The organism is Nocardiopsis aegyptia (assembly GCF_013410755.1).
Lineage (GTDB): Bacteria > Actinomycetota > Actinomycetes > Streptosporangiales > Streptosporangiaceae > Nocardiopsis > Nocardiopsis aegyptia.
This window is the reverse complement of record NZ_JACCFS010000001.1, coordinates 2434085-2451655: the sequence shown is the minus strand read 5'-3', so window position 1 is coordinate 2451655 and position 17571 is coordinate 2434085. Positions and strand designations below refer to the sequence as shown.

At 70.6% G+C, this 17571-nt stretch carries 16 protein-coding genes; 12 read left to right on the top strand and 4 right to left on the bottom strand.

Features of this window, described 5'->3' with window-relative positions; all coding sequences use genetic code 11:
* Nucleotides 1-82: 82 nt before the first annotated feature.
* From ectB to HNR10_RS10820, 10 genes are all read left to right on the top strand, one after another.
* The gene (ectB, locus tag HNR10_RS10865; RefSeq protein ID WP_179822885.1) at nucleotides 83-1348 is read left to right on the top strand and encodes a diaminobutyrate--2-oxoglutarate transaminase; all 1266 of its coding nucleotides are present in this window, start codon (nucleotides 83-85) and stop codon (nucleotides 1346-1348) included.
* Between the two features lie 140 nt (nucleotides 1349-1488).
* On the top strand, nucleotides 1489-1905 hold the full coding sequence (locus tag HNR10_RS10860) for an ectoine synthase (protein ID WP_179822883.1): 417 nt from the start codon (nucleotides 1489-1491) through the stop codon (nucleotides 1903-1905).
* A gap of 518 nt (nucleotides 1906-2423) precedes the next feature.
* On the top strand, nucleotides 2424-3272 hold the full coding sequence (ehuB, locus tag HNR10_RS10855) for an ectoine/hydroxyectoine ABC transporter substrate-binding protein EhuB (RefSeq protein WP_312889204.1): 849 nt from the start codon (nucleotides 2424-2426) through the stop codon (nucleotides 3270-3272).
* A gap of 7 nt (nucleotides 3273-3279) precedes the next feature.
* Nucleotides 3280-4008: an ectoine/hydroxyectoine ABC transporter permease subunit EhuC gene (gene ehuC, locus HNR10_RS10850; protein ID WP_179822880.1), complete on the top strand. Its 729-nt coding sequence runs from the start codon at nucleotides 3280-3282 to the stop codon at nucleotides 4006-4008.
* On the top strand, nucleotides 4009-4644 hold the full coding sequence (gene ehuD / locus HNR10_RS10845; RefSeq protein WP_179822878.1) for an ectoine/hydroxyectoine ABC transporter permease subunit EhuD: 636 nt from the start codon (nucleotides 4009-4011) through the stop codon (nucleotides 4642-4644).
* Complete coding sequence (gene ehuA / locus HNR10_RS10840) at nucleotides 4631-5455, top strand: ectoine/hydroxyectoine ABC transporter ATP-binding protein EhuA (protein ID WP_179822876.1); 825 nt, start codon at nucleotides 4631-4633, stop codon at nucleotides 5453-5455. Before ehuD ends, ehuA begins: the two co-directional genes overlap by 14 nt.
* Nucleotides 5456-5619: 164 nt before the next feature.
* Nucleotides 5620-6555 (top strand): CPBP family intramembrane glutamic endopeptidase, encoded by a 936-nt coding sequence (locus HNR10_RS10835; protein ID WP_179822875.1) that lies wholly within the window; start codon nucleotides 5620-5622, stop codon nucleotides 6553-6555.
* A 310-nt stretch (nucleotides 6556-6865) separates the two neighbouring features.
* Nucleotides 6866-8971 carry an RNA degradosome polyphosphate kinase gene (locus HNR10_RS10830; protein ID WP_179822873.1) on the top strand — a complete coding sequence of 702 codons (2106 nt, stop codon included), beginning with the start codon at nucleotides 6866-6868 and terminating at the stop codon, nucleotides 8969-8971.
* Nucleotides 8968-9933 (top strand): NUDIX hydrolase, encoded by a 966-nt coding sequence (locus HNR10_RS10825; protein ID WP_179822872.1) that lies wholly within the window; start codon nucleotides 8968-8970, stop codon nucleotides 9931-9933. The genes HNR10_RS10830 and HNR10_RS10825 overlap by 4 nt, the downstream gene beginning before the upstream one ends.
* Before the next feature lie 62 nt (nucleotides 9934-9995).
* Nucleotides 9996-10442, top strand: a complete 447-nt coding sequence (locus tag HNR10_RS10820; protein WP_179822870.1) for an SRPBCC family protein — start codon at nucleotides 9996-9998, stop codon at nucleotides 10440-10442.
* Nucleotides 10443-10489: 47 nt separating this feature from the next.
* On the opposite strand, the gene HNR10_RS10815 is transcribed toward HNR10_RS10820, so the two are convergent.
* The gene (locus HNR10_RS10815; RefSeq protein WP_179822868.1) at nucleotides 10490-10741 is read right to left on the bottom strand and encodes a hypothetical protein; all 252 of its coding nucleotides are present in this window, start codon (nucleotides 10739-10741) and stop codon (nucleotides 10490-10492) included.
* A gap of 261 nt (nucleotides 10742-11002) precedes the next feature.
* Between HNR10_RS10815 and HNR10_RS10810 the strand changes: the two genes are divergently transcribed.
* Nucleotides 11003-11698, top strand: coding sequence for a M50 family metallopeptidase (locus tag HNR10_RS10810; RefSeq protein WP_179829665.1), 696 nt, complete (start codon nucleotides 11003-11005; stop codon nucleotides 11696-11698).
* A 46-nt stretch (nucleotides 11699-11744) separates the two neighbouring features.
* Here HNR10_RS10810 and HNR10_RS10805 read toward each other — a convergent pair whose 3' ends face one another.
* The 3 genes from HNR10_RS10805 to HNR10_RS10795 all read right to left on the bottom strand — a co-directional run bounded on the left by HNR10_RS10805 (nucleotide 11745) and on the right by HNR10_RS10795 (nucleotide 16086).
* Complete coding sequence (locus HNR10_RS10805) at nucleotides 11745-12098, bottom strand: STAS domain-containing protein (RefSeq protein ID WP_179829664.1); 354 nt, start codon at nucleotides 12096-12098, stop codon at nucleotides 11745-11747.
* Nucleotides 12099-12644: 546 nt separating this feature from the next.
* Nucleotides 12645-14903 (bottom strand): hypothetical protein, encoded by a 2259-nt coding sequence (locus HNR10_RS10800; RefSeq protein WP_179822866.1) that lies wholly within the window; start codon nucleotides 14901-14903, stop codon nucleotides 12645-12647.
* A gap of 88 nt (nucleotides 14904-14991) precedes the next feature.
* The gene (locus HNR10_RS10795; RefSeq protein WP_179822865.1) at nucleotides 14992-16086 is read right to left on the bottom strand and encodes a CaiB/BaiF CoA transferase family protein; all 1095 of its coding nucleotides are present in this window, start codon (nucleotides 16084-16086) and stop codon (nucleotides 14992-14994) included.
* 383 nt (nucleotides 16087-16469) lie between these two features.
* Between HNR10_RS10795 and HNR10_RS10790 the strand changes: the two genes are divergently transcribed.
* The gene (locus HNR10_RS10790) at nucleotides 16470-17570 is read left to right on the top strand and encodes a resuscitation-promoting factor (RefSeq protein WP_246406171.1); all 1101 of its coding nucleotides are present in this window, start codon (nucleotides 16470-16472) and stop codon (nucleotides 17568-17570) included.
* Nucleotide 17571: the final 1 nt, after the last annotated feature.

Below are 17571 nucleotides of genomic sequence, written 5' to 3'. Positions count from 1 at the left end.
CACCGGATCGATCGATCCTGACCCACCCCGTCGTCAAAGCCACGAGCCCACGAACTTGGGGAAAGGAACCAAGGAACACACGATGGAGACCTTCCAGCGCCTCGAATCCGAAGTCCGCGGATACTGCCGCAACTGGCCTGTCGTCTTCGACAAGGCCGTCGGCAGCCACGTCTACGACGAGACCGGCAAGCCCTATCTCGACTTCTTCGCCGGGGCGGGCTCCCTCAACTACGGGCACAACAACCCGAAGCTGAAGACCAAGCTCATCGAGTATCTGACCGACGACCGCATCGTCCACAGCCTTGATGCCTACAGCGTCGGCAAACGCGACTTCCTGAAAACCTTCGAGGAGATCGTCCTCAAACCGCGCGGCCTGGACTACAAGGTCCAGTTCCCCGGCCCGGCGGGCAACAACGCCGTCGAGGCCGCATTGAAGCTGGCGCGCAAGTACACCGGTCGCGAGACCATCATCAACTTCACCAACGGCTTCCACGGCATGACCCTGGGCGCCCTGGCCGTCACCGGCAACTCGATGAAGCGCGGCGGCGCCGGCGTTCCGCTGGACCACGTCGCCACGATGCCGTTCGACCAGTACCTGGACGGCCAGACGCCGGACTTCCTGTGGCTGCGCGCCCTGCTGGAGGACAGCGGGTCCGGCCTGGACAAGCCCGCCGCCGTCATCGTCGAGGCGATCCAGGGCGAGGGCGGCATCAACGTCGCGAGCGCGAGCTGGCTGCGCGGCCTGGCCGATGTGTGCCGCGAGTACGACATGCTCATGATCGTCGACGACATCCAGATGGGCTGCGGCCGCACCGGCGACTTCTTCAGCTTCGAGGAGGCCGGGATCACCCCGGACATCGTCACGCTGTCCAAGTCGATCAGCGGCTACGGCCTGCCGATGGCGCTCACCCTGTTCAAGCGCGAGCTGGACGTGTGGGAGCCCGGCGAGCACAACGGCACCTTCCGCGGGTTCAACCCCGCCATGGTCACCGGCTCCGAGGCCCTGCGCCAGTTCTGGAGCGACGGCGAGTTCGCCGCCGCGACCAAGGCCAAGGGCGACCTGGTCGCCGCCCGCCTCGGCGAGATGGCGGCGGAGTTCCCCGAGGTCGGCGCGCACGTCCGCGGCCGCGGACTCGCGCGCGGTCTCGCTTTCGAGGACACTGGGATCGCCAAGCGGCTCGCCGCCGAGTCCTTCGACCGCGGGCTGCTCGTCGAGACCTCCGGTCCCGAGGACGAGGTCGCCAAGCTCCTGCCGCCGCTGACCGCGACCGAGGAGGAGCTCACGGCCGGACTGGACATCATGGCGGACGCCGCGCGTGCGGCCGTCAAGGCGTCACAGCCCGCCTAGTACCAGCGGGGACGGCTCCACCCTCGGGTGGCGGGGCCGGTCGGCACACCGTGGACCACGGGATGCCGATCGGCCCCTCCCCGTGTTACACCAGCAAAGTTACGGACTGACGGCGCACACCCGCGCAGAAGGAGACAGCAGTGATCGTTCGCAGCCTGGACGAGGTCAATGACACCGAGCGCGACATCAGGCACGGAAACTGGCGCAGCCGTCGGGTCGTCCTCGCCAAGGAGGGCGTGGGGTTCTCCTTCCACGAGACCGTCCTCTACGCGGGCACCGAGACGACGATGTGGTACGCCAACCACATCGAGCTCGTGCACTGCATCGAGGGTGAGGCCGAGCTGACCAACGAGGAGACCGGGGAGAAGCACATCATCACCCCGGGCACGCTCTACCTGCTCAACGGTCACGAAAAGCACACGGTCCGCCCGAAGACGGACTTCCGCGTGCTGTGCGTGTTCAACCCGCCCGTGACCGGGCGCGAGGTCCACGACGAGAACGGTGTCTACCCGCTCATCGTCGAGGAGCCCGCAGACCAGGAGTCGCCGGTCGCCTGACCGGTGCTCGACCGGGGCCGGGCCGACACCGAGGGTGTCGGCCCGGCCCTTGTGCGTGGCGTGGCGACTGGTCGGCGGTGGGCGGGGTAGGCATGCCTTGTCCGTCACCCGTGTGTCCGGGGTCACGGACCCCAGGGTGACGAAGGGCGGAACCCAGGGTCACAAGGTGCAGGTGGTGCGCGTGGAGCTGGGCAAACGGGGGGTTACTCGATGGTCAGCCATGCATAACCAGTGCATAACGGACCAAACATGTCCTGTTAGCGCAGGATGCGGTAGGGGAGGGACACCCCGTACCAGTGCCGCCGGCCCGTGTTCCGGTCGACGGACGGCACCCGCGGCACCGCGCCGCGGTTCGCCGGCATCCGGCGTCCCACCATCCGAATGCGCGGCGTCGTCGCCCCGACCTCGGGCAATGACGCCGCTCCCGCGAGTTTTTTCGAGGAGCAGTCGTGAAGAAGCAGGTACCAGCGGTCAAGCGAGGAACCTGGGGCCGCCGAGACGCACTCCGACTGGGTGGAGTGGGGCTCGCCACGGCCGGCCTCGCCGCCTGTAGCCGGGTCGACGACGGAGGCGGGGAGGAAGGCGGGCCGAGCCTTCTGGAAAGCCTGCGCGAGCAGGGCTTCGTCGCGGTCGGACTGGCCAATGAGATCCCGTTCGGCTTCATCGACGGATCGGGTGAGCCGGCCGGGCAGTCGCCGGCCGTCGCCCAGGCCGTCTTCGAGGAGCTGGGCGTTCCCGAGATCCAGGCCTCGCCGGTCGCCTGGGACGGTCTGATCCCCGGTCTTCAGGCCAACCGGTTCGACGTCATCGCGGCCGGCATGTTCATCACACCGGAGCGCTGCGAGCAGGTCGCCTTCTCCGAGCCCACCGCCACCTCGCCCGAGGCGTTCATGGTGCAGGAGGGGAACCCGGAGAACATCCAGCACTTCACGGACTTCGCGGACAACCCCGACCTCGTCCTGGCGGTCCTCAACGGCTCGGTCGAGCAGACCTACGCCGAGCACTTCGGTGTCTCCGAGGACCAGATGGAGCTCATCTCCAACCAGACCGCCGGGTACGAGCTGCTGGAGTCCGGCCGTGCCGACGCGATGTCCATGCTGAGCGTGTCGCACACCTACCTGCTCCGGGACCGGGGCGGCCCCTTCGAGGTCACCGAGCCCTTCTTCCCCGAGATCGACGGGAAGGAGGAGCGCGGCTGGGGCGGCCTGGCCTTCCGCCAGGAGGACACCGAGCTCGTGGAGGAGGTCAACCGCGTGATCGCCGAGTTCAAGGAGAGCGGCCGCCTGCTCGAACTGGGCGAGGAGTGGGGCTTCACGGAGGCCGACCTGCCTGACGAGACCACCACCGCCCAGCTCTGCGAGGGCTGATCCAGCCGTGGAGTTCCTGATCGAGCGGCTTCCGCTCTATCTCGACGGCGCGTGGGTCACCATCCAGCTCACCATCGGCGGCTGCGCCATGGCCTTCGTCCTGGCCATGGTCTTCGGCACCCTCGGCAGCATGAAGCACTGGCTGCCGAGGGCCGTGGCCACGGTCTACGTGGAGGTCTTCCGGGGGATCGCCGCCCTGGTGCTGATGTTCTGGATGGCCTTCGCGCTGCCGCTGATGACGGGCTTCCAGCTGGAGAACAGGTTCGCCGCGATCGTCGCCCTGGGCCTGAACGTCGGCGCCTACGGCGCCGAGGTCGTCCGGGCGGCGATCAACGCCGTGCCCAAGGCGCAGGTCGAGGCGACGGTCGCACTGAACATGTCCTGGTTCCAGCGCACGCGCCTGGTGGTGCTGCCGCAGGCCTGGGCCCAGATGCTGCCCACCTTCGGCAACCTGGTCATCGAGCTGATGAAGGCCACCGCCGTCGCCTACCTCATCGGGGTGGCCGACCTGACCGCTGTGGCGCAGCAGATGCGCCAGGGCACCGGTGAGACCATCGTGGCGTTCACCGGCGCCCTCATCCTCTACTACCTGATGGCGCAGGTGCTGATCACCGGCATGCGAGTGCTCGAACGCCGTGCCAACCGCAAGCTCGGCCGGACACAAGCCGGCGACACCGGGCTGAAGGCCCTGCTCAAGCATCCGGCCATCGGTGGCGGAAGCGCGGGGGTGGGCTAGATGTGGGATTTCGAGTTCACCCTGGAGGTCATGCCCGACCTCCTGGAGGGCCTGTGGATCACCGTCCAGGCCACCGTCATGGGCTACCTCATCGCGCTCACGCTCGGTCTGGCCATTGCCATGGTCCGGCGCGTGCCCTACGCGGGCGGCGTCGTCCACGGCGTGATGGAGTTCATCCGCACCACGCCCCTGCTCGTCCAGCTGGTCTTCGTCTTCCTCCTCGCCCCGAGCACCGTCTCCGCGATGACGATCGGTGTCGTGGTGCTGGGCGTCCACTACTCCGCCTACACGGCCGAGGTGTACCGCTCGGGCATCGAGGGTGTGGCCAAGGGCCAGTGGGAGGCGGCACGGGCGCTGAGCCTGCCCGCGCGGCGGACCTGGGGGGCGATCGTGCTGCCCCAGGCCATCCGCAAGGTGATCCCGGCCCTGGGCAACTACCTGATCGCGATGTTCAAGGACACACCCCTGCTGTTCGCGATCGGTGTGGCCGAGCTGCTCACCCAGGCGCAGCGACTCGGCGCGGCGAACTTCAGGGTGGTGGAGATGTACACCCTGGTCGGCTTCCTCTTCCTCATCGTGAGCATCCCTTCCGCGATCCTGATCCGACGACTGGAGCGACGCTATGCCGCCGTCTGAGACCCCACTGCACGATGGACCACAGGGCGTCGAGGGCCAGCCGCTGATCGTCTTCGACCAGGTGGTCAAGCGCTTCGGCGACCTGACCGTGCTCGACCACCTGGACTTCCAGGTCGACCCGGGAGAGCGCGTCACGCTCATCGGACCGAGCGGTTCGGGCAAGACGACCATCCTGCGGCTCCTGATGACCCTGGAGAAGGTCACCGAGGGGCACATCTGGGTGGACGGCGAGCCGTTCAGCCACATGTCCCGCGGCTCCGCCCTGGTGCCCGCCAGCGAGAGCTACCTGCGCGCCAAGCGCAAACGCGTGGGCATGGTGTTCCAGCAGTTCAACCTGTTCCCGAACATGACCGTGCGGCAGAACATCACCGAGGCGCCCATCCACGTCCTGGGCACGCCCAAGGACGAGGCCAACGAGCGCGCGGGCGAGCTGCTGGACCTGGTCGGCCTCGGCGAGAAGATCGACGCCCACCCGACGCAGCTCTCCGGCGGCCAGCAGCAGCGCGTGGCGATCGCCCGCGCGCTGGCGATGCAGCCGGAGATCCTGCTCCTGGACGAGGTCACCTCGGCCCTGGACCCGGAGCTGGTGGCCGGTGTCCTCGACGTGCTGCGCGAGATCGCGGAGACGACCGACATCACGATGCTGTGCGTGACCCACGAGATGGGCTTCGCGCGGGACGTGTCCCACCGCGTCCTGATGTTCGACCACGGCCGGATCGCCGAGGCGGGCCCGCCGGACCAGATCTTCGGCGACCCCCAGGAGGAGCGGACCAAGTCCTTCCTCCGATCGGTCCTGGACAACGGCGACTGACCCTGCGCCGCGCACCGACCCCGCGTACCGGTTCTTCCGGTACGCGGGGTTTCGTGTTTTGAAGCCTCCCGAACTGCACTGACGACATACCGTAGTCATTGCGTAGCTTTTAGTTTCCCCTTGGGCAGAATGAGTGTTCTGAGACAGGGGGGACGCTTGTGACCATGGTGCGAAGATGGGGGCTCGTCGTGGGTCTCTCGGTGGCCGCGCTCATCATCGCCCTGCCGATCGCCTTCCAGCCGGTGCTGCGTGCCGACGTCGCCGAGGGCACCACGTTCCTGCTGTTCGTGATCTGGGCGCCGATGCTGATCGGCGGCGTCATGGCCTGGGCGGTGGTCGGCGGCTTCGGTGACCGGGGCCGCCTGGACCAGCGCGTCCGACAGGCGCTGGACGGGCACCCGCTCACCCGGGAACTCACGTGGCTCGGGGTGTTCCTCTGCTGCTTCGTGCTGCTGATGGTCCTGCTGTCCCGGCTGTTCCAGCTCTACGGCGCCCACACCGGGGCGGACCTGAACATGTCCGCGTCCCTCGTCTCCCGGCTGCTGTTCCTGTTCACGCTGCCCATCCTGGTGATGGACCGGTCGGGGATCACGGTGGACGGCAAGGGCACCGCCATGCCCGCCGTCGCCCTGAAGGTGAACACGCCGTGGCGGTGGCTGGGCCTGATCCCCGCCGCCGTGGTCCTGATCCTGGCCGGCTACGCCGTCATACCCGATGTCGGCCTGCCGCCGCTCAGCCTGGGCCTGATCGGATTCGTGCTGGCGTTCGCGCTGATCGCCGTGTGCGAGGAGATCTTCTACCGGGCCATGCTCCAGACTCGTCTGGAGGTCCTCCTGGGGCGCTGGGGCGGGATCGTCGCCACGACGCTGGTCTTCGCGCTCGCCTACGCCTTCGCCCAGCCCTTCGACGAGGTCTCGCAACTGCCCGACACCGGCTACGGCCATCTCTTCGCCCTCTCGCTGCTGAGCTACGGTCCGGTCGGCCTGCTGTACGGCTACCTCTGGTCCTGCTTCCGCAACATCTGGATCAACGTCATCATCCGCATCGGCATGTTCATCGTGCTCATGCCCCCGGACCTCGACTTCGGCATCCTCGCCTGACCCCGCCCCGCCCCGCCCCGCCACCGACCGTCGAACCGCGACCCCCGCACCCCGCCCGCCCGTCCCGTTCCCGCGCCCTTCCGCCCGCGCCGACCGCGCCCGCCGCGATGGCGCTCCGACGTGTGTGTCCCGGCCGCGTCGCCCCGCTCGGTCTGCCCCGGAACGTGTGAAACCTGTGAAAACAATGCCGGTCCGGAAGGCGCATGGGGGGTGAGATGGGTAGAGATGGTTCATAGCAGTCGTGTTGCGGTCATTTCCCCCTCATGGGGTTGTCACCGTGCGGTCATGAAAGAGGGGGAGTCTGCCCACTGTGAGCACGGAATCAGCGCCTACGCCCGCGGCACCCGCCGCCGCCGAGTTTCCCGCCGACCGCTTCATGGACCGCGAGGAGGGATGGCTTCGCTTCAACCAGCGCGTTCTCGAACTCGCCGAGGACGAGGACATCCCGCTGCTGGAGCGCGCACGGTTCCTGTCGATCTTCTCCAGCAACCTCGACGAGTTCTTCATGGTGCGGGTCGCCGGCCTCAAGCGGCGCCTGGCGACCGGGCTGGCCGTGGCCTCCGCGAGCGGACACCACCCCCGGGTGCTGCTGGAGCGGATCTCCACGTTCACACACGAGCTGATGATCCGGCAGAGCGCCTGCTTCGAGAACAGCGTCGCCCCCGCGCTGCGCGAGGTCGGCATCCGCATCCTGCGCTGGAACGAGCTGGAGGAGTCCGAGCGCGAGTACCTGCACGGCTACTTCCGCCGGTCCATCTACCCGCTGGTGACCCCCTTCGCCGTCGACTCGGCCCATCCGTTCCCCTACATCTCCGGCCGCTCGCTCAACCTCGCCGTCACCGTCCGCGACCCGCGTGACGAGCGACGCATGTTCGCCCGTGTCAAGGTGCCCAGCTCCCTGCCGCGCTTCATCGACCTCGGCACCCGCGGCGACGCCAGGTACGTCCCGGTCGAGGACGTCATCGCCGCCCACCTCCCGCAGCTCTTCGAGGGCATGCAGGTCGTCGAGCACCACGCCTTCCGCGTCACCCGCAACGCGGACCTGGAGGTGGACGAGGACGAGACCGACGACCTCGTGCAGTCCCTGGAGAACGAACTCCTCCGGCGCCGCTTCGGACCGCTCGTGCGGCTGGAGGTGGAGCAGTCCATCACCGACGAGGTCCTCAACATCCTCACCGAGGAGCTGGGCGCCGAGGAGGAGGAGATCTACCGGGTGCCCGGCCCCCTCAACCTCGCGGGCCTGGGCCAGATCGCCGACGCCGACCGGCCCGAGCTGTGCTTCCCGCCGATGGTCCCCGTCGAGCCCCGCGCCCTGACCTCCGGCGGCCTCTTCGCCGCCATCCGCGAGCGCGAGATCCTCGTCCACCACCCCTACGAGTCCTTCGCCACCACCACCGAGCGCTTCCTCGCCCTCGCCGCGACCGACCCCAAGGTCATGGCGATCAAGCAGACCCTGTACCGCACCAGCGGCGACTCGCCCATCGTGGAGTCCCTCATCGAGGCCGCCCGGGCGGGCAAGGAGGTCGTGGTCCTGGTCGAGGTCAAGGCGCGCTTCGACGAGCAGAACAACATCCAGTGGGCCCGCAAGCTGGAGGACGCCGGCTGCCACGTGGTCTACGGGGTCGTCGGACTCAAGACGCACTGCAAGCTGTCCATGGTGATCCGCCAGGACGGCGACGGCCACCTGCGCCGCTACTGCCACGTCGGCACGGGCAACTACAACCCCAGCACCGCGCGCGTGTACGAGGACTTCGGCCTGTTCAGCGCGGCCGCGGAGGTCGGGGAGGACGTCAGCGACCTCTTCAACAGCCTCACCGGCTTCTCCCGTAAGAAGCACTACCGGCGCCTGCTCGTGGCCCCCGCCGCCCTGCGCGAGGGACTGCTCGCCCAGATCGCCGCCGAGATCGAGAACAGCCTGAAGGGCGAGCCCGCCCGCATCCGGATCAAGGTCAACTCGCTGGTCGACGAGGAGATCATCGACGCCCTCTACCGCGCCTCCCAGGCCGGGGTGCACGTCGACCTGTGGGTGCGCGGCAGCTGCGTCCTGCGCGCGGGCGTCCCCGGGCTCTCCGACCACATCCGGGTGCGCAGCATCCTCGGCCGCTTCCTGGAGCACTCCCGCGTCTTCGTCTTCGCCAACGGATGGCGTCCCCAGGTCTGGCTGGGCAGCGCCGACCTCATGCCCCGTAACCTGGACCGGCGGGTGGAGGCACTCGTCCGGGTGTCCGACTCCGAGCAGTGCCGCCGACTCGTCGGTCTCATGGACCTGGCGATGGCCGACGGCACCTCGTCGTGGCACCTGGAGCCGGACGGCTCGTGGACCCGCCACACGCACGACCAGGAGGGGCGACGACTGATGGACTTGCAGGACGCGCTGAAAGGCGACCGCCACCTGAGAGTGGTGGAGAGCGGATGAGCGACGGCGACGAGATCCAGGTGACCAGCGCCTTCCCGCCCCGGGACACCGCGGTGGGCGGCTACCTCGAACCCATCCGGGCCGGGGGAGCGGTCCTGTGGCGGCCCGGGGTGAACGGGGGCACGGAGGTCGTCCTGATCCGTCGGCCGCTGCGCGACGACTGGACCCTGCCCAAGGGCAAGCTCAAGAACGGCGAGCACCCGATCATCGGCGCCGTCCGCGAGGTGCAGGAGGAGACCGGGCTGACGCCCGTGCTCGGGCGCCGCCTCCCGCCGCAGTACTACCTCAAGGACGGGTGGCCCAAGCAGGTGGAGTGGTGGGCCGCCACACCGGCCGAGCCCGGCGGCTTCATCGACTACAAGCCCAACGACGAGGTCGACTCCGTCGAGTGGGTCCCGGTCGAGGAGGCGCGTGAGCGGCTCACCTACGACCACGACGTCCACGTCCTGGACAACTTCCGCGCCGGGCCGCCCCAGACCTTCCCTCTCATCCTGCTCCGGCACCTGTCGGCGGGGGAGAAGCGGACCTGGACCGACAACGACGTGCTGCGCCCGCTGGACGAGACCGGGCGTGCCGACGCGCTGGCCCTGCCTCGCGTGCTGAGCGCCTACGGGCGGCCCCGTGTGGTCTCGTCCGCGGCGGCGCGGTGCACCGAGTCGATGCTGCCCTATTCGCTGGAGTGCGACGTCCCCATGCGCACCGAGCGGGCCGTGACGGTGTGGAACGGCACCTACGACGCCGACGAGGCGCGGGCCGCGTTCCGCTCCCTGCTCGTCGAGGGCGTCCCGACGGTGCTGTGCACGCACGGTGAACTCGTCCCGCAGCTGATGGCGGAGGCGCTGGGCTGGCTCGGCGCGCCGAACACCCAGCAGTCCGGGCTGCGCAAGGGGTCGTTCTGGGTCCTGCACGTCTCCCGCGAGGGCGCCCTGGCGGGCGTGGAGCGGCACGCGGTCCGGGGCTGACCGGGGGCGCGCCGCGCGGGGGTGCACGCGGGGACGGCCCAGGGCGCTGGCATCATCGCGGTATGGGTACACACAGGGTCTCGCGGAGCATCGTCATCGACGCCCCCGCGGAGCGGATCTTCGACATCATCGCCACACCGTCCCGGCACAGCGAGTTCGACGGGTCGGGCACGGTCCGGCACGCCGTGTCCGGCCCCGACCGCCTGGAGCACGGCTCGGAGTTCGGCATGGACATGCGCATGTTCGGGGTCTCCTACCGGATGACCAACCGGGTGGTGGAGTTCGAACCGAACCGGCTCATCGCCTGGCGGCACATCGGTCCCCACCGGTGGCGGTACGAGCTGGAGGAGTCGCCCGCGGGCGGCACGCGCGTCACGGAGACGTTCGACTACTCGTTCCGCTTCCCCGCCTACTACGTGCTGGCCGGAATGCCGGCGCGGAACGCGATCGGCATCGAGCAGTCGCTGCTGCGCCTGAAGGACGTGGCGGAGAAGGCCGCGACGGACTGACCGCGCGGGTCACGGCCCGGGCCGTCCCACGGCCCGGGCCGTACGGTCTAGTGGTACCCGTAGTAGCCCTGGCCGGTGGCACCGACCAGGGGCAGGGTGTGGCCCCGCTCGGGCATGTAGGGGCCGTAGCCGCGGTCGCAGCCGTCGTGGTAGCCCTGCTGCAGGACCGCGCTGCCCTGCCGGTCCCCGCAGTAGCCGTCGTAGCCGTGGTGTCCGGCGGCGGAGGCCGGGCCCGCGGCCAGGGCGAGGGCGGCACCGGTGGACAGGGTCAGCAGTGCGAGAGCGGCGATGCGTTTCACGTGCGTTCCTAGCTGTGAGTAGTCAGTGAAGTACTGCACGTGCTGACTTTAGGTTCGCCCGTGCCCTTTGGCCAGTTCATCGGAGCGCGCGTGCCGACCGGTCCGCGGACCCTGTCGTGACGGTCAGGAGCGGTGTCCCCACAAATGCCCTAAAGTTCGGCAAGGGCCCGCGTGTGTCAGCGCCTCCCGGCCACCGCGGCGATGTGTGGGCGGGCCCCGCGGCCCTCCGTCGACGATTCGGGAGCAGTGGTGGGAACAACCTTGGGTGACGTCTGGCAGGAAGTGCTGTCCGTCCAGCCCGAACCGGAGCGGTGGATCATCGTCACGGCCGCGGTCCTGGCCCTGGCGGCGGTCCTGCTGGGACCGCCGTGGCGGATCGCCCGCAACGTCGTCACGATCGCCCACGAGGGCGGGCACGCGCTGGTCGCGCTGCTCAGCGGGCGCCAGCTCACCGCGATCCGGCTGCACTCGGACACCTCGGGCGTGACCGTCTCCCGGGGCAGGCCCACGGGCGTCGGCATGGTCCTGACCGTCTTCGCCGGGTACGTCGCCTCGTCGGTGATCGGGCTGCTGGGCATCGTGATGCTGATGTCCGACCGCATCACCGCGCTGCTGTGGCTGAGCATCGTGGTGCTCGCCGCCATGCTGCTGATGATCCGCAACATCTACGGCGTGGTGTCGGTCGTGGGGACCGGAGCGGTGGTGTTCGGCGTGAGCTGGTTCACTCCGCCCGAGGTCCAGGCGGCCTTCGCCTACCTGTTCATCTGGTTCCTGCTGTTCGCGGGGATCAGGCCCGTGTTCGAGCTCCAGAGCCAGCGGATGCGCCAGCCCTCCCCGCACTCCGACGCCGACCAGCTGGCTCGGCTGACCGGCCTGCCGGGCACGCTGTGGGTCGTGGTGTTCGGCCTGTTCAACCTCGCGGTGACCGGTCTGGGCGTCTGGCTGCTGTTCTTCTAGCCACCGCTCCGCCGGGCGGCCACCGCGTCCGGGCGGCCGTCGGCCGTCAGCGCATCTGGGGCGCGGACAGGGCCTCGGCGACCGTCGTGAAGACGGGGATGCGCGTGTCGAGCGAGGTCACGCGCAGGGTCTGCAGAATGCGGTGGACCGGGGCGGCGATCGCCAGGACGGCCTGCTGCTCCCGGGCGGTCTTGTGCGCGCGGATCAGCACGCGCAGGCCGCTGGAGTCGATGAAGCGCAGGTCGGCGCAGTCCAGGACCACACGGCCGTGGGGCTGCGTGGTGAGCGCCTCGGTGACCGCCTCCTGGAAGCGTTGCTCGGTGGCCATGTCGATCTCTCCGTTGAGCGCCAGCACCCGCCCGGTGTCGTGCAGCGTGGAGAGGATGGTCAGGTCGGGCATGGCGACTCCGGCGTAGTCGGGCCGGGCCCGAGGGGTCGGCGAGGCAGGCCGCACGGCGCTCCATGCGCGCGTGCGGACCGGTGCGTTCTTCGCGTTGCCGCGGTGGCCAAACTGATGGTTCATCAATGTCCTCGTGTGGTTCCCCGGGCTGGGCCGGAGATGAGACGCCCCGTCCACCGAGTGCTCGTGGATCGGGCGCTGCTGCCCCGTCTAACGCTCGGGGCTGGACCGAAGGTTCCGTGGGGCGGCGTGGGTCCGCCGCCGCGACTGCGGTGGTGGGTGGCGCGTCGCGGACACGCGCCGTGCGTCGATTCCGGGTCGCGAAGACCCTGTCAGACCGATCAACCCGCGGGAGCGGGCGGTCATTCCCCCGAAGGGGCGGCGACCGGTTCCGCGGGGTCGTCCTCGCGGTCGGATCGGCCGTGTCCTCAGGGGCCCGGCGGCACAGCCACGGACTTTACCATAGGGCTGTGGCCGTTTCGTGACGTGAGCGACGCCAGGTCGTGGCCGTGCCTCTTGTCCGGTCGCCACCACGTGAGGTTCGCCTCACATTTTCTGGGCGGATTCTGGTGTTTTGTGGTTGTTTGGTGGGTTCTCGGGTCCCTGTTGGAGTGCCCACGTACACGCCGAAAGTGTGAGCGGTACCGCTACCGTCAGCGCGATCGCCGGGATGGCGACCCCCGAGTCGTTGGCCGCGAAACCCACCAGCGCGGTCACCAGCGAACCCGTCAGGCCCGCCCGCAGCGTCGGCGCGTGCTCGTAGGCGCGCTGCAGGGCCCCGATCCGCCAGTTGGTCGGCCGGTTCAGGACCGCGAACAGGAACAGCAGCGCACCCGCGGCCAACAGGGTCAGCTGCCAGTTGCCCAGCGTCCCCAGCATCGCGCTCAGCTTGCGCGTGACCACAGGGCCGGCCTCGCCGCTCAGCACCTGGGCGGTGAACCCCCCGATGTGGCTGCGCTCGTGCGGCGGGCGCAGGTAGTCCAGCCAGGCCACCACCGTGATCGCCGTCACGGCCGCCACTCCGGTGGCCCCCATGCGCACCGGGGTGATGCGCACCCCCGCGATCATCATGGTCGTCACCGCCAGTCCGGGCACGAGGGCGATGACGCCCCCGAAGTCGGTGCCCAGGCCCGGCCAGCCGACGATCACCACCGACGCCGCCCCGATCACCAGGGTCGCCGCCACCGCCGCCCCCCGCCGGCCGCGCGAGATCAGCTCGTGGGACACGCCCGCGACCGTCATCAGCATGCCGGTGGCGAACGTGGCGAACGCGATGTTGCCGATGCCGTAGAAGCGCCCGGCCACGATCGGGGAGTAGCCCGTCGGGGAGTTCATCTGCAGGCTGGCGCCCAGGGACAGGTCGACGAACAGCACCACCGTGGTCGTGGCCGCCACCACCGTCATCGGACCCAGGATCGTGCGGCGCCACGGCCCCGCCATCGCCAGGGCCACCACGAGCGCGTCCGCGGTCAGCACGCAGGCGAGCAGCGCCAGGAACGGCTGGGGCGAGGCCCACCACGGGACCAGGTTGGCCAGGTAGCTGGCCACGGGGAAGGAGGCGCCCGCCAGCGCCACGACCCGTGTCACCGTCAGGACCATGGCGCGCTTGACGTACCGGCCCTTGGCGTAGCGGTGCAGGGAGTAGGCCGCGGCCGCGTAGATGAGGAGCTGGAAGGCGACCAGTCCGCTGAAGAAACCGGGAATCGCCCCGCCGACCACGACCGCCGCGGTGTTGAAGTCCACCAGCCACTTCACGGCCGCCTCGGTGGTCGGCGGCCGTTCGGTCCGGTGCCACGGGCGCCCGCCGACCGGCTCGAGCGGGGAGACGCCCGCCCGCTCCAGGAGCGTGGGCGTGGTGTCGGTGAGCGCCACCAGGCCCGGTCGCCGGGTCGAGTCCGAGGCGAGGAACCCGGGCGTGCCGGTCACCCCGCCGTCGGCCACCTGCCCGGACGCGGCCACGGTGAGTTCCGAGGGGCCGGTGTCCATGGACACGCCGACGACCATCAGCGACGAGCCGGCCGGCAGCAGGTCCACCAGCGCCCGCAGCCGGGCGTCGAGGTCGGCCAGCGCCTCCTCGCGCGCCCAGGTGGGGACGTCCTCGGGGTCGGGCTCGTTCTCCTCGGCCTCCTCGGCCGCCTCCTCGTCGGAGGGCTGCGGGGGATCGGGGTAGAGCCGGGTGAGGCCGGGCAGCTCCACGGCGGCCAGCGTCACGCCCGAGAGGCGCTCGCGGGTGAGGTCGTGGACCGAGTCGAGGTAGTGGTCGACCCGGCCGGAGGTGTCGGCCATCCCCAGGGCGGCGCCGGGGCCGACCGCCAGCGTGGTGCCGCCGGCGTCGCGCACGCTCTGGCCGAGCAGACCCACCGGGGCCTGGAAGACCGACTCCCGGTTCGGGGCGGCGTAGGTCTCGTACTCCCGCAGGACCGCGCCGGAACCGTCGCGCACGGGCTCCGGCACGGCCTCGCACACCGTGAAGCGCTCCCGCTCGGACAGGGCGCGCTCACCGGCCGACACCGTGAGCCAGCCGTCGGTGGGGCAGGTGCGGGACGTGGCCGTGCGGATCGAGACGTTGCCGATGGCGGCCCCGCTCGCCATGGACCACAGGGTCGGCGTGTTCTCGGGCGTGACGTCCTTCCACAACAACCCCGGTACGCCCACCAGGACCGTCGGCGCGGAGTCCTCGGGAGGGGCGCCCGGCGCGCGGGACCTCTCGGCCGCCGCGGGCGCGGCGCTCAGCAGGACGGCCGCCAGCACCAGGACGACGAGGGCCGGGACCGCGCGGCCCGCGATCGCCGGGCTGAGTGGCATGGTGCGACCTCCTCGGGTTCGGACTCGTCACCCTAGTGAGCCCCCGCCGCGCGCGGTGGGCGCCACGCGCCGGGCGCGCGTCCCCGTCTCAGAGGTCCATACCCCAGTCCTTCAGGGTCTCCCGGGCGTCGGGGAGGGGGCGGCCCCGGGTGACGCCGCCGGGGGTGCGGTCGAAGCGCGGGGCCGGCCCGGGGACGATCCGGCCGTCCTGGTCGGTGAGGGTCCCGCGGGCGCGGACGTGGGGGTGGTCCGGGGCCTCGCCCGGTGCCAGGACGGCGGTCACACAGGCGTCCACGCCCTCGAACACCGCGGCCCACTCGTCGCGGGTGCGGGTGCGCAGCACCTCGGCGAACCGCGCCCGCAGACGGGGCCAGCCGTCACGGTCCCACTGGTCGGGCAGGTCCTCCCCGGACAGGCCCGTCCCCGCCAGGAAGGCGGCGTAGAACTGCGGTTCGATGCAGCCGACGGCCACGTGCCGGCCGTCGGAGCACTCGTAGACGTCGTACCAGGGCGCCCCGGTGTCGAGGTAGTTGGTGCCGCGTTCGTCGGTCCACGACCCGCGGGCGCGGTCCTCGTAGACCATCGACATCAGCAGGGCGCTGCCGTCGACCATGGCGGCGTCGACGACCTGTCCGCGGCCGGAGCGCCGGCGCTCGACCAGGGCGGCGAGGGTCCCGGTGACGGCGAACATGGTGCCCCCGGCGAAGTCGCCCAGCAGGTTGACCGGGGGCACGGGCGGCCCGCCCGCGCGGCCGATCGAGTGCAGCGCGCCGTTGACGGAGACGTAGTTCATGTCGTGCCCGGCGGTGCGGGCGAGCGGGCCGTCCTGCCCCCAGCCGGTCACCCGCGTGTAGACCAGGCGAGGGTTGAGGTCCAGGCACGTGGCGGGGCCGAGCCCGAGCCGTTCCATCACACCGGGGCGGAACCCCTCCAGCAGGACGTCGGCGCGGGTGACGAGGTCGCGGGCCAGCGCGCGGCCCTCGTCGGACTTGAGGTCGGCGCCCAGGACGGCGCGGCCCTCGCTCATGTGGGGCCCGGCGGTGCCGGCGGTCATCGCCTCGGCCGCCGCGGGCCGGTCCAGGCGGACGACGTCGGCACCGAGGTCGGCGAGGAGCATGCCGGCCATCGGTGCCGGGCCGATCCCGGTGAACTCGACGACGCGGATGCCGTGCAGGGGTCCCATCGGTGGCCTCCAGGTGGGGCGGTGGTGCGGGCGGGCTGGTCTGCGGTCGGCGGACGACCACGCTCATACTAGAACGCCGTTCGGTTCAGCGGAACGGCGTCGCCACGTCCGTCCCTGCCCGAAACACCACAAGGAATGCGAAAGGGAAAAATGCCTCGACTTGTTTTTGGTCAAGGCCAAAAAGCCATTCGAGAATGAGTGTTAATGTGTCCGTGCTCGCTGCCCGAGCCGCGCCCCCTGCCCGCGCCACCCCGCCGAGGCACCGCCGCCACCAGCGAGAACGATCCACGGAAACACGCGTCGAGAAGGGCGAGACCGCCATGCCCCGTACCCAGAGGAACCGTTCCCGGCGCAGGCGCGCCCGCCGCCGATTTTCCCTTCCGATGCCCGTTCTGGCGGCCGCCGCCGCCGGACTCCTGGCCGCGACCGCGGGCGGGACCGCCTTCGCCATGGACAAGGCCGTCGTCCTCGACACCAACGGCGACGAGCGGACCGTGCACACCTTCGGCGGCACCGTCGCCGACGTCCTGGACTCCGCCGGCATCGAGCCCGCCGAGGAGGACGTCGTCGCCCCGCCCCTGGACACACCCGTCGGCGAGGGCGACCACGTCCTGGTCCGATCGCCCCGCGACCTCACCGTCGACCTCGACGGACACGAGCTCTCCCACCAGGTCATCGCCGCCGACCTCGGCGAGGCCCTGCACCAGATCGGCCTCGACCCCGAGTCGGTGGAGCTCTCCGCGTCCCAGGGCACCGCCATTCCGGAGGAGGGGCTCTCGGTGTCCGCCGCACGCGCCCCGCGCATGGCCGTCATGTACGACACCGTCCGCACCGAGACCCGCACCACCGGCGCGACCGTCGCCGACGTCCTCGACGCCGCGGGGGTCACCGTCGGCGAGCACGACGTCGTCACGCCCGGACCGGACGAGCCCGCCGTCCCCGACATGGTCGTCGAGGTCCTGCCCGTGCTCACCGAACCGGTCACCGAGGAGGTGGTCATCGAGGCCGAGACCGAGGAGCGCGACGACCCCGACCTGCCCCAGGGCGAGCGCGAGGTGGTCACCGAGCCCGAGGACGGGCTCAGGGAGGTCACCACCGCCACGGTCCTGCGCGGCGGCGAGGAGGTCGAGCACCGACTGTCGGAGGAGGTCGTCACCGCACCCGTCGACGGGCTCGTCCTGGTCGGTACCAAGGCGGAGGAGGCCGGCACACCGCCGGCCGGGGGCGGGGAGGCCGCGGGGCTCAACTGGTCAGCGCTCGCCCAGTGCGAGTCCGGCGGCGATCCCACGGCGGTCAACTCCGCGGGCGGCTACTACGGCCTCTACCAGTTCAGCACCGCCAGCTGGCAGTCGGTCGGCGGCACCGGCCTGCCCTCCGAGGCCGGCGCGGGCGAGCAGACCCAGCGGGCCCAGCAGCTCTACAACGCCGTGGGCGGGAACTGGCAGAGCCAGTGGCCCCACTGCGGCGCGCGCCTGTTCGACTGAG

Excerpts from the sequence above, each read along its gene's own strand:
- ectB (WP_179822885.1), top strand. The coding sequence starts at position 83 with ATGGAGACCTTCCAGCGCCTCGAATCCGAAGTCCGCGGATACTGCCGC.
- ehuD (WP_179822878.1), top strand. The coding sequence starts at position 4,009 with ATGTGGGATTTCGAGTTCACCCTGGAGGTCATGCCCGACCTCCTGGAG.
- ehuA (WP_179822876.1), top strand. The coding sequence starts at position 4,631 with ATGCCGCCGTCTGAGACCCCACTGCACGATGGACCACAGGGCGTCGAG.
- HNR10_RS10835 (WP_179822875.1), top strand. The coding sequence starts at position 5,620 with ATGGTGCGAAGATGGGGGCTCGTCGTGGGTCTCTCGGTGGCCGCGCTC.
- HNR10_RS10825 (WP_179822872.1), top strand. The coding sequence starts at position 8,968 with ATGAGCGACGGCGACGAGATCCAGGTGACCAGCGCCTTCCCGCCCCGG.
- HNR10_RS10820 (WP_179822870.1), top strand. The coding sequence starts at position 9,996 with ATGGGTACACACAGGGTCTCGCGGAGCATCGTCATCGACGCCCCCGCG.
- HNR10_RS10805 (WP_179829664.1), bottom strand. The coding sequence starts at position 12,098 with ATGCCCGACCTGACCATCCTCTCCACGCTGCACGACACCGGGCGGGTG.
- HNR10_RS10800 (WP_179822866.1), bottom strand. The coding sequence starts at position 14,903 with ATGCCACTCAGCCCGGCGATCGCGGGCCGCGCGGTCCCGGCCCTCGTC.
- HNR10_RS10795 (WP_179822865.1), bottom strand. The coding sequence starts at position 16,086 with ATGGGACCCCTGCACGGCATCCGCGTCGTCGAGTTCACCGGGATCGGC.
- HNR10_RS10790 (WP_246406171.1), top strand. The coding sequence starts at position 16,470 with ATGCCCGTTCTGGCGGCCGCCGCCGCCGGACTCCTGGCCGCGACCGCG.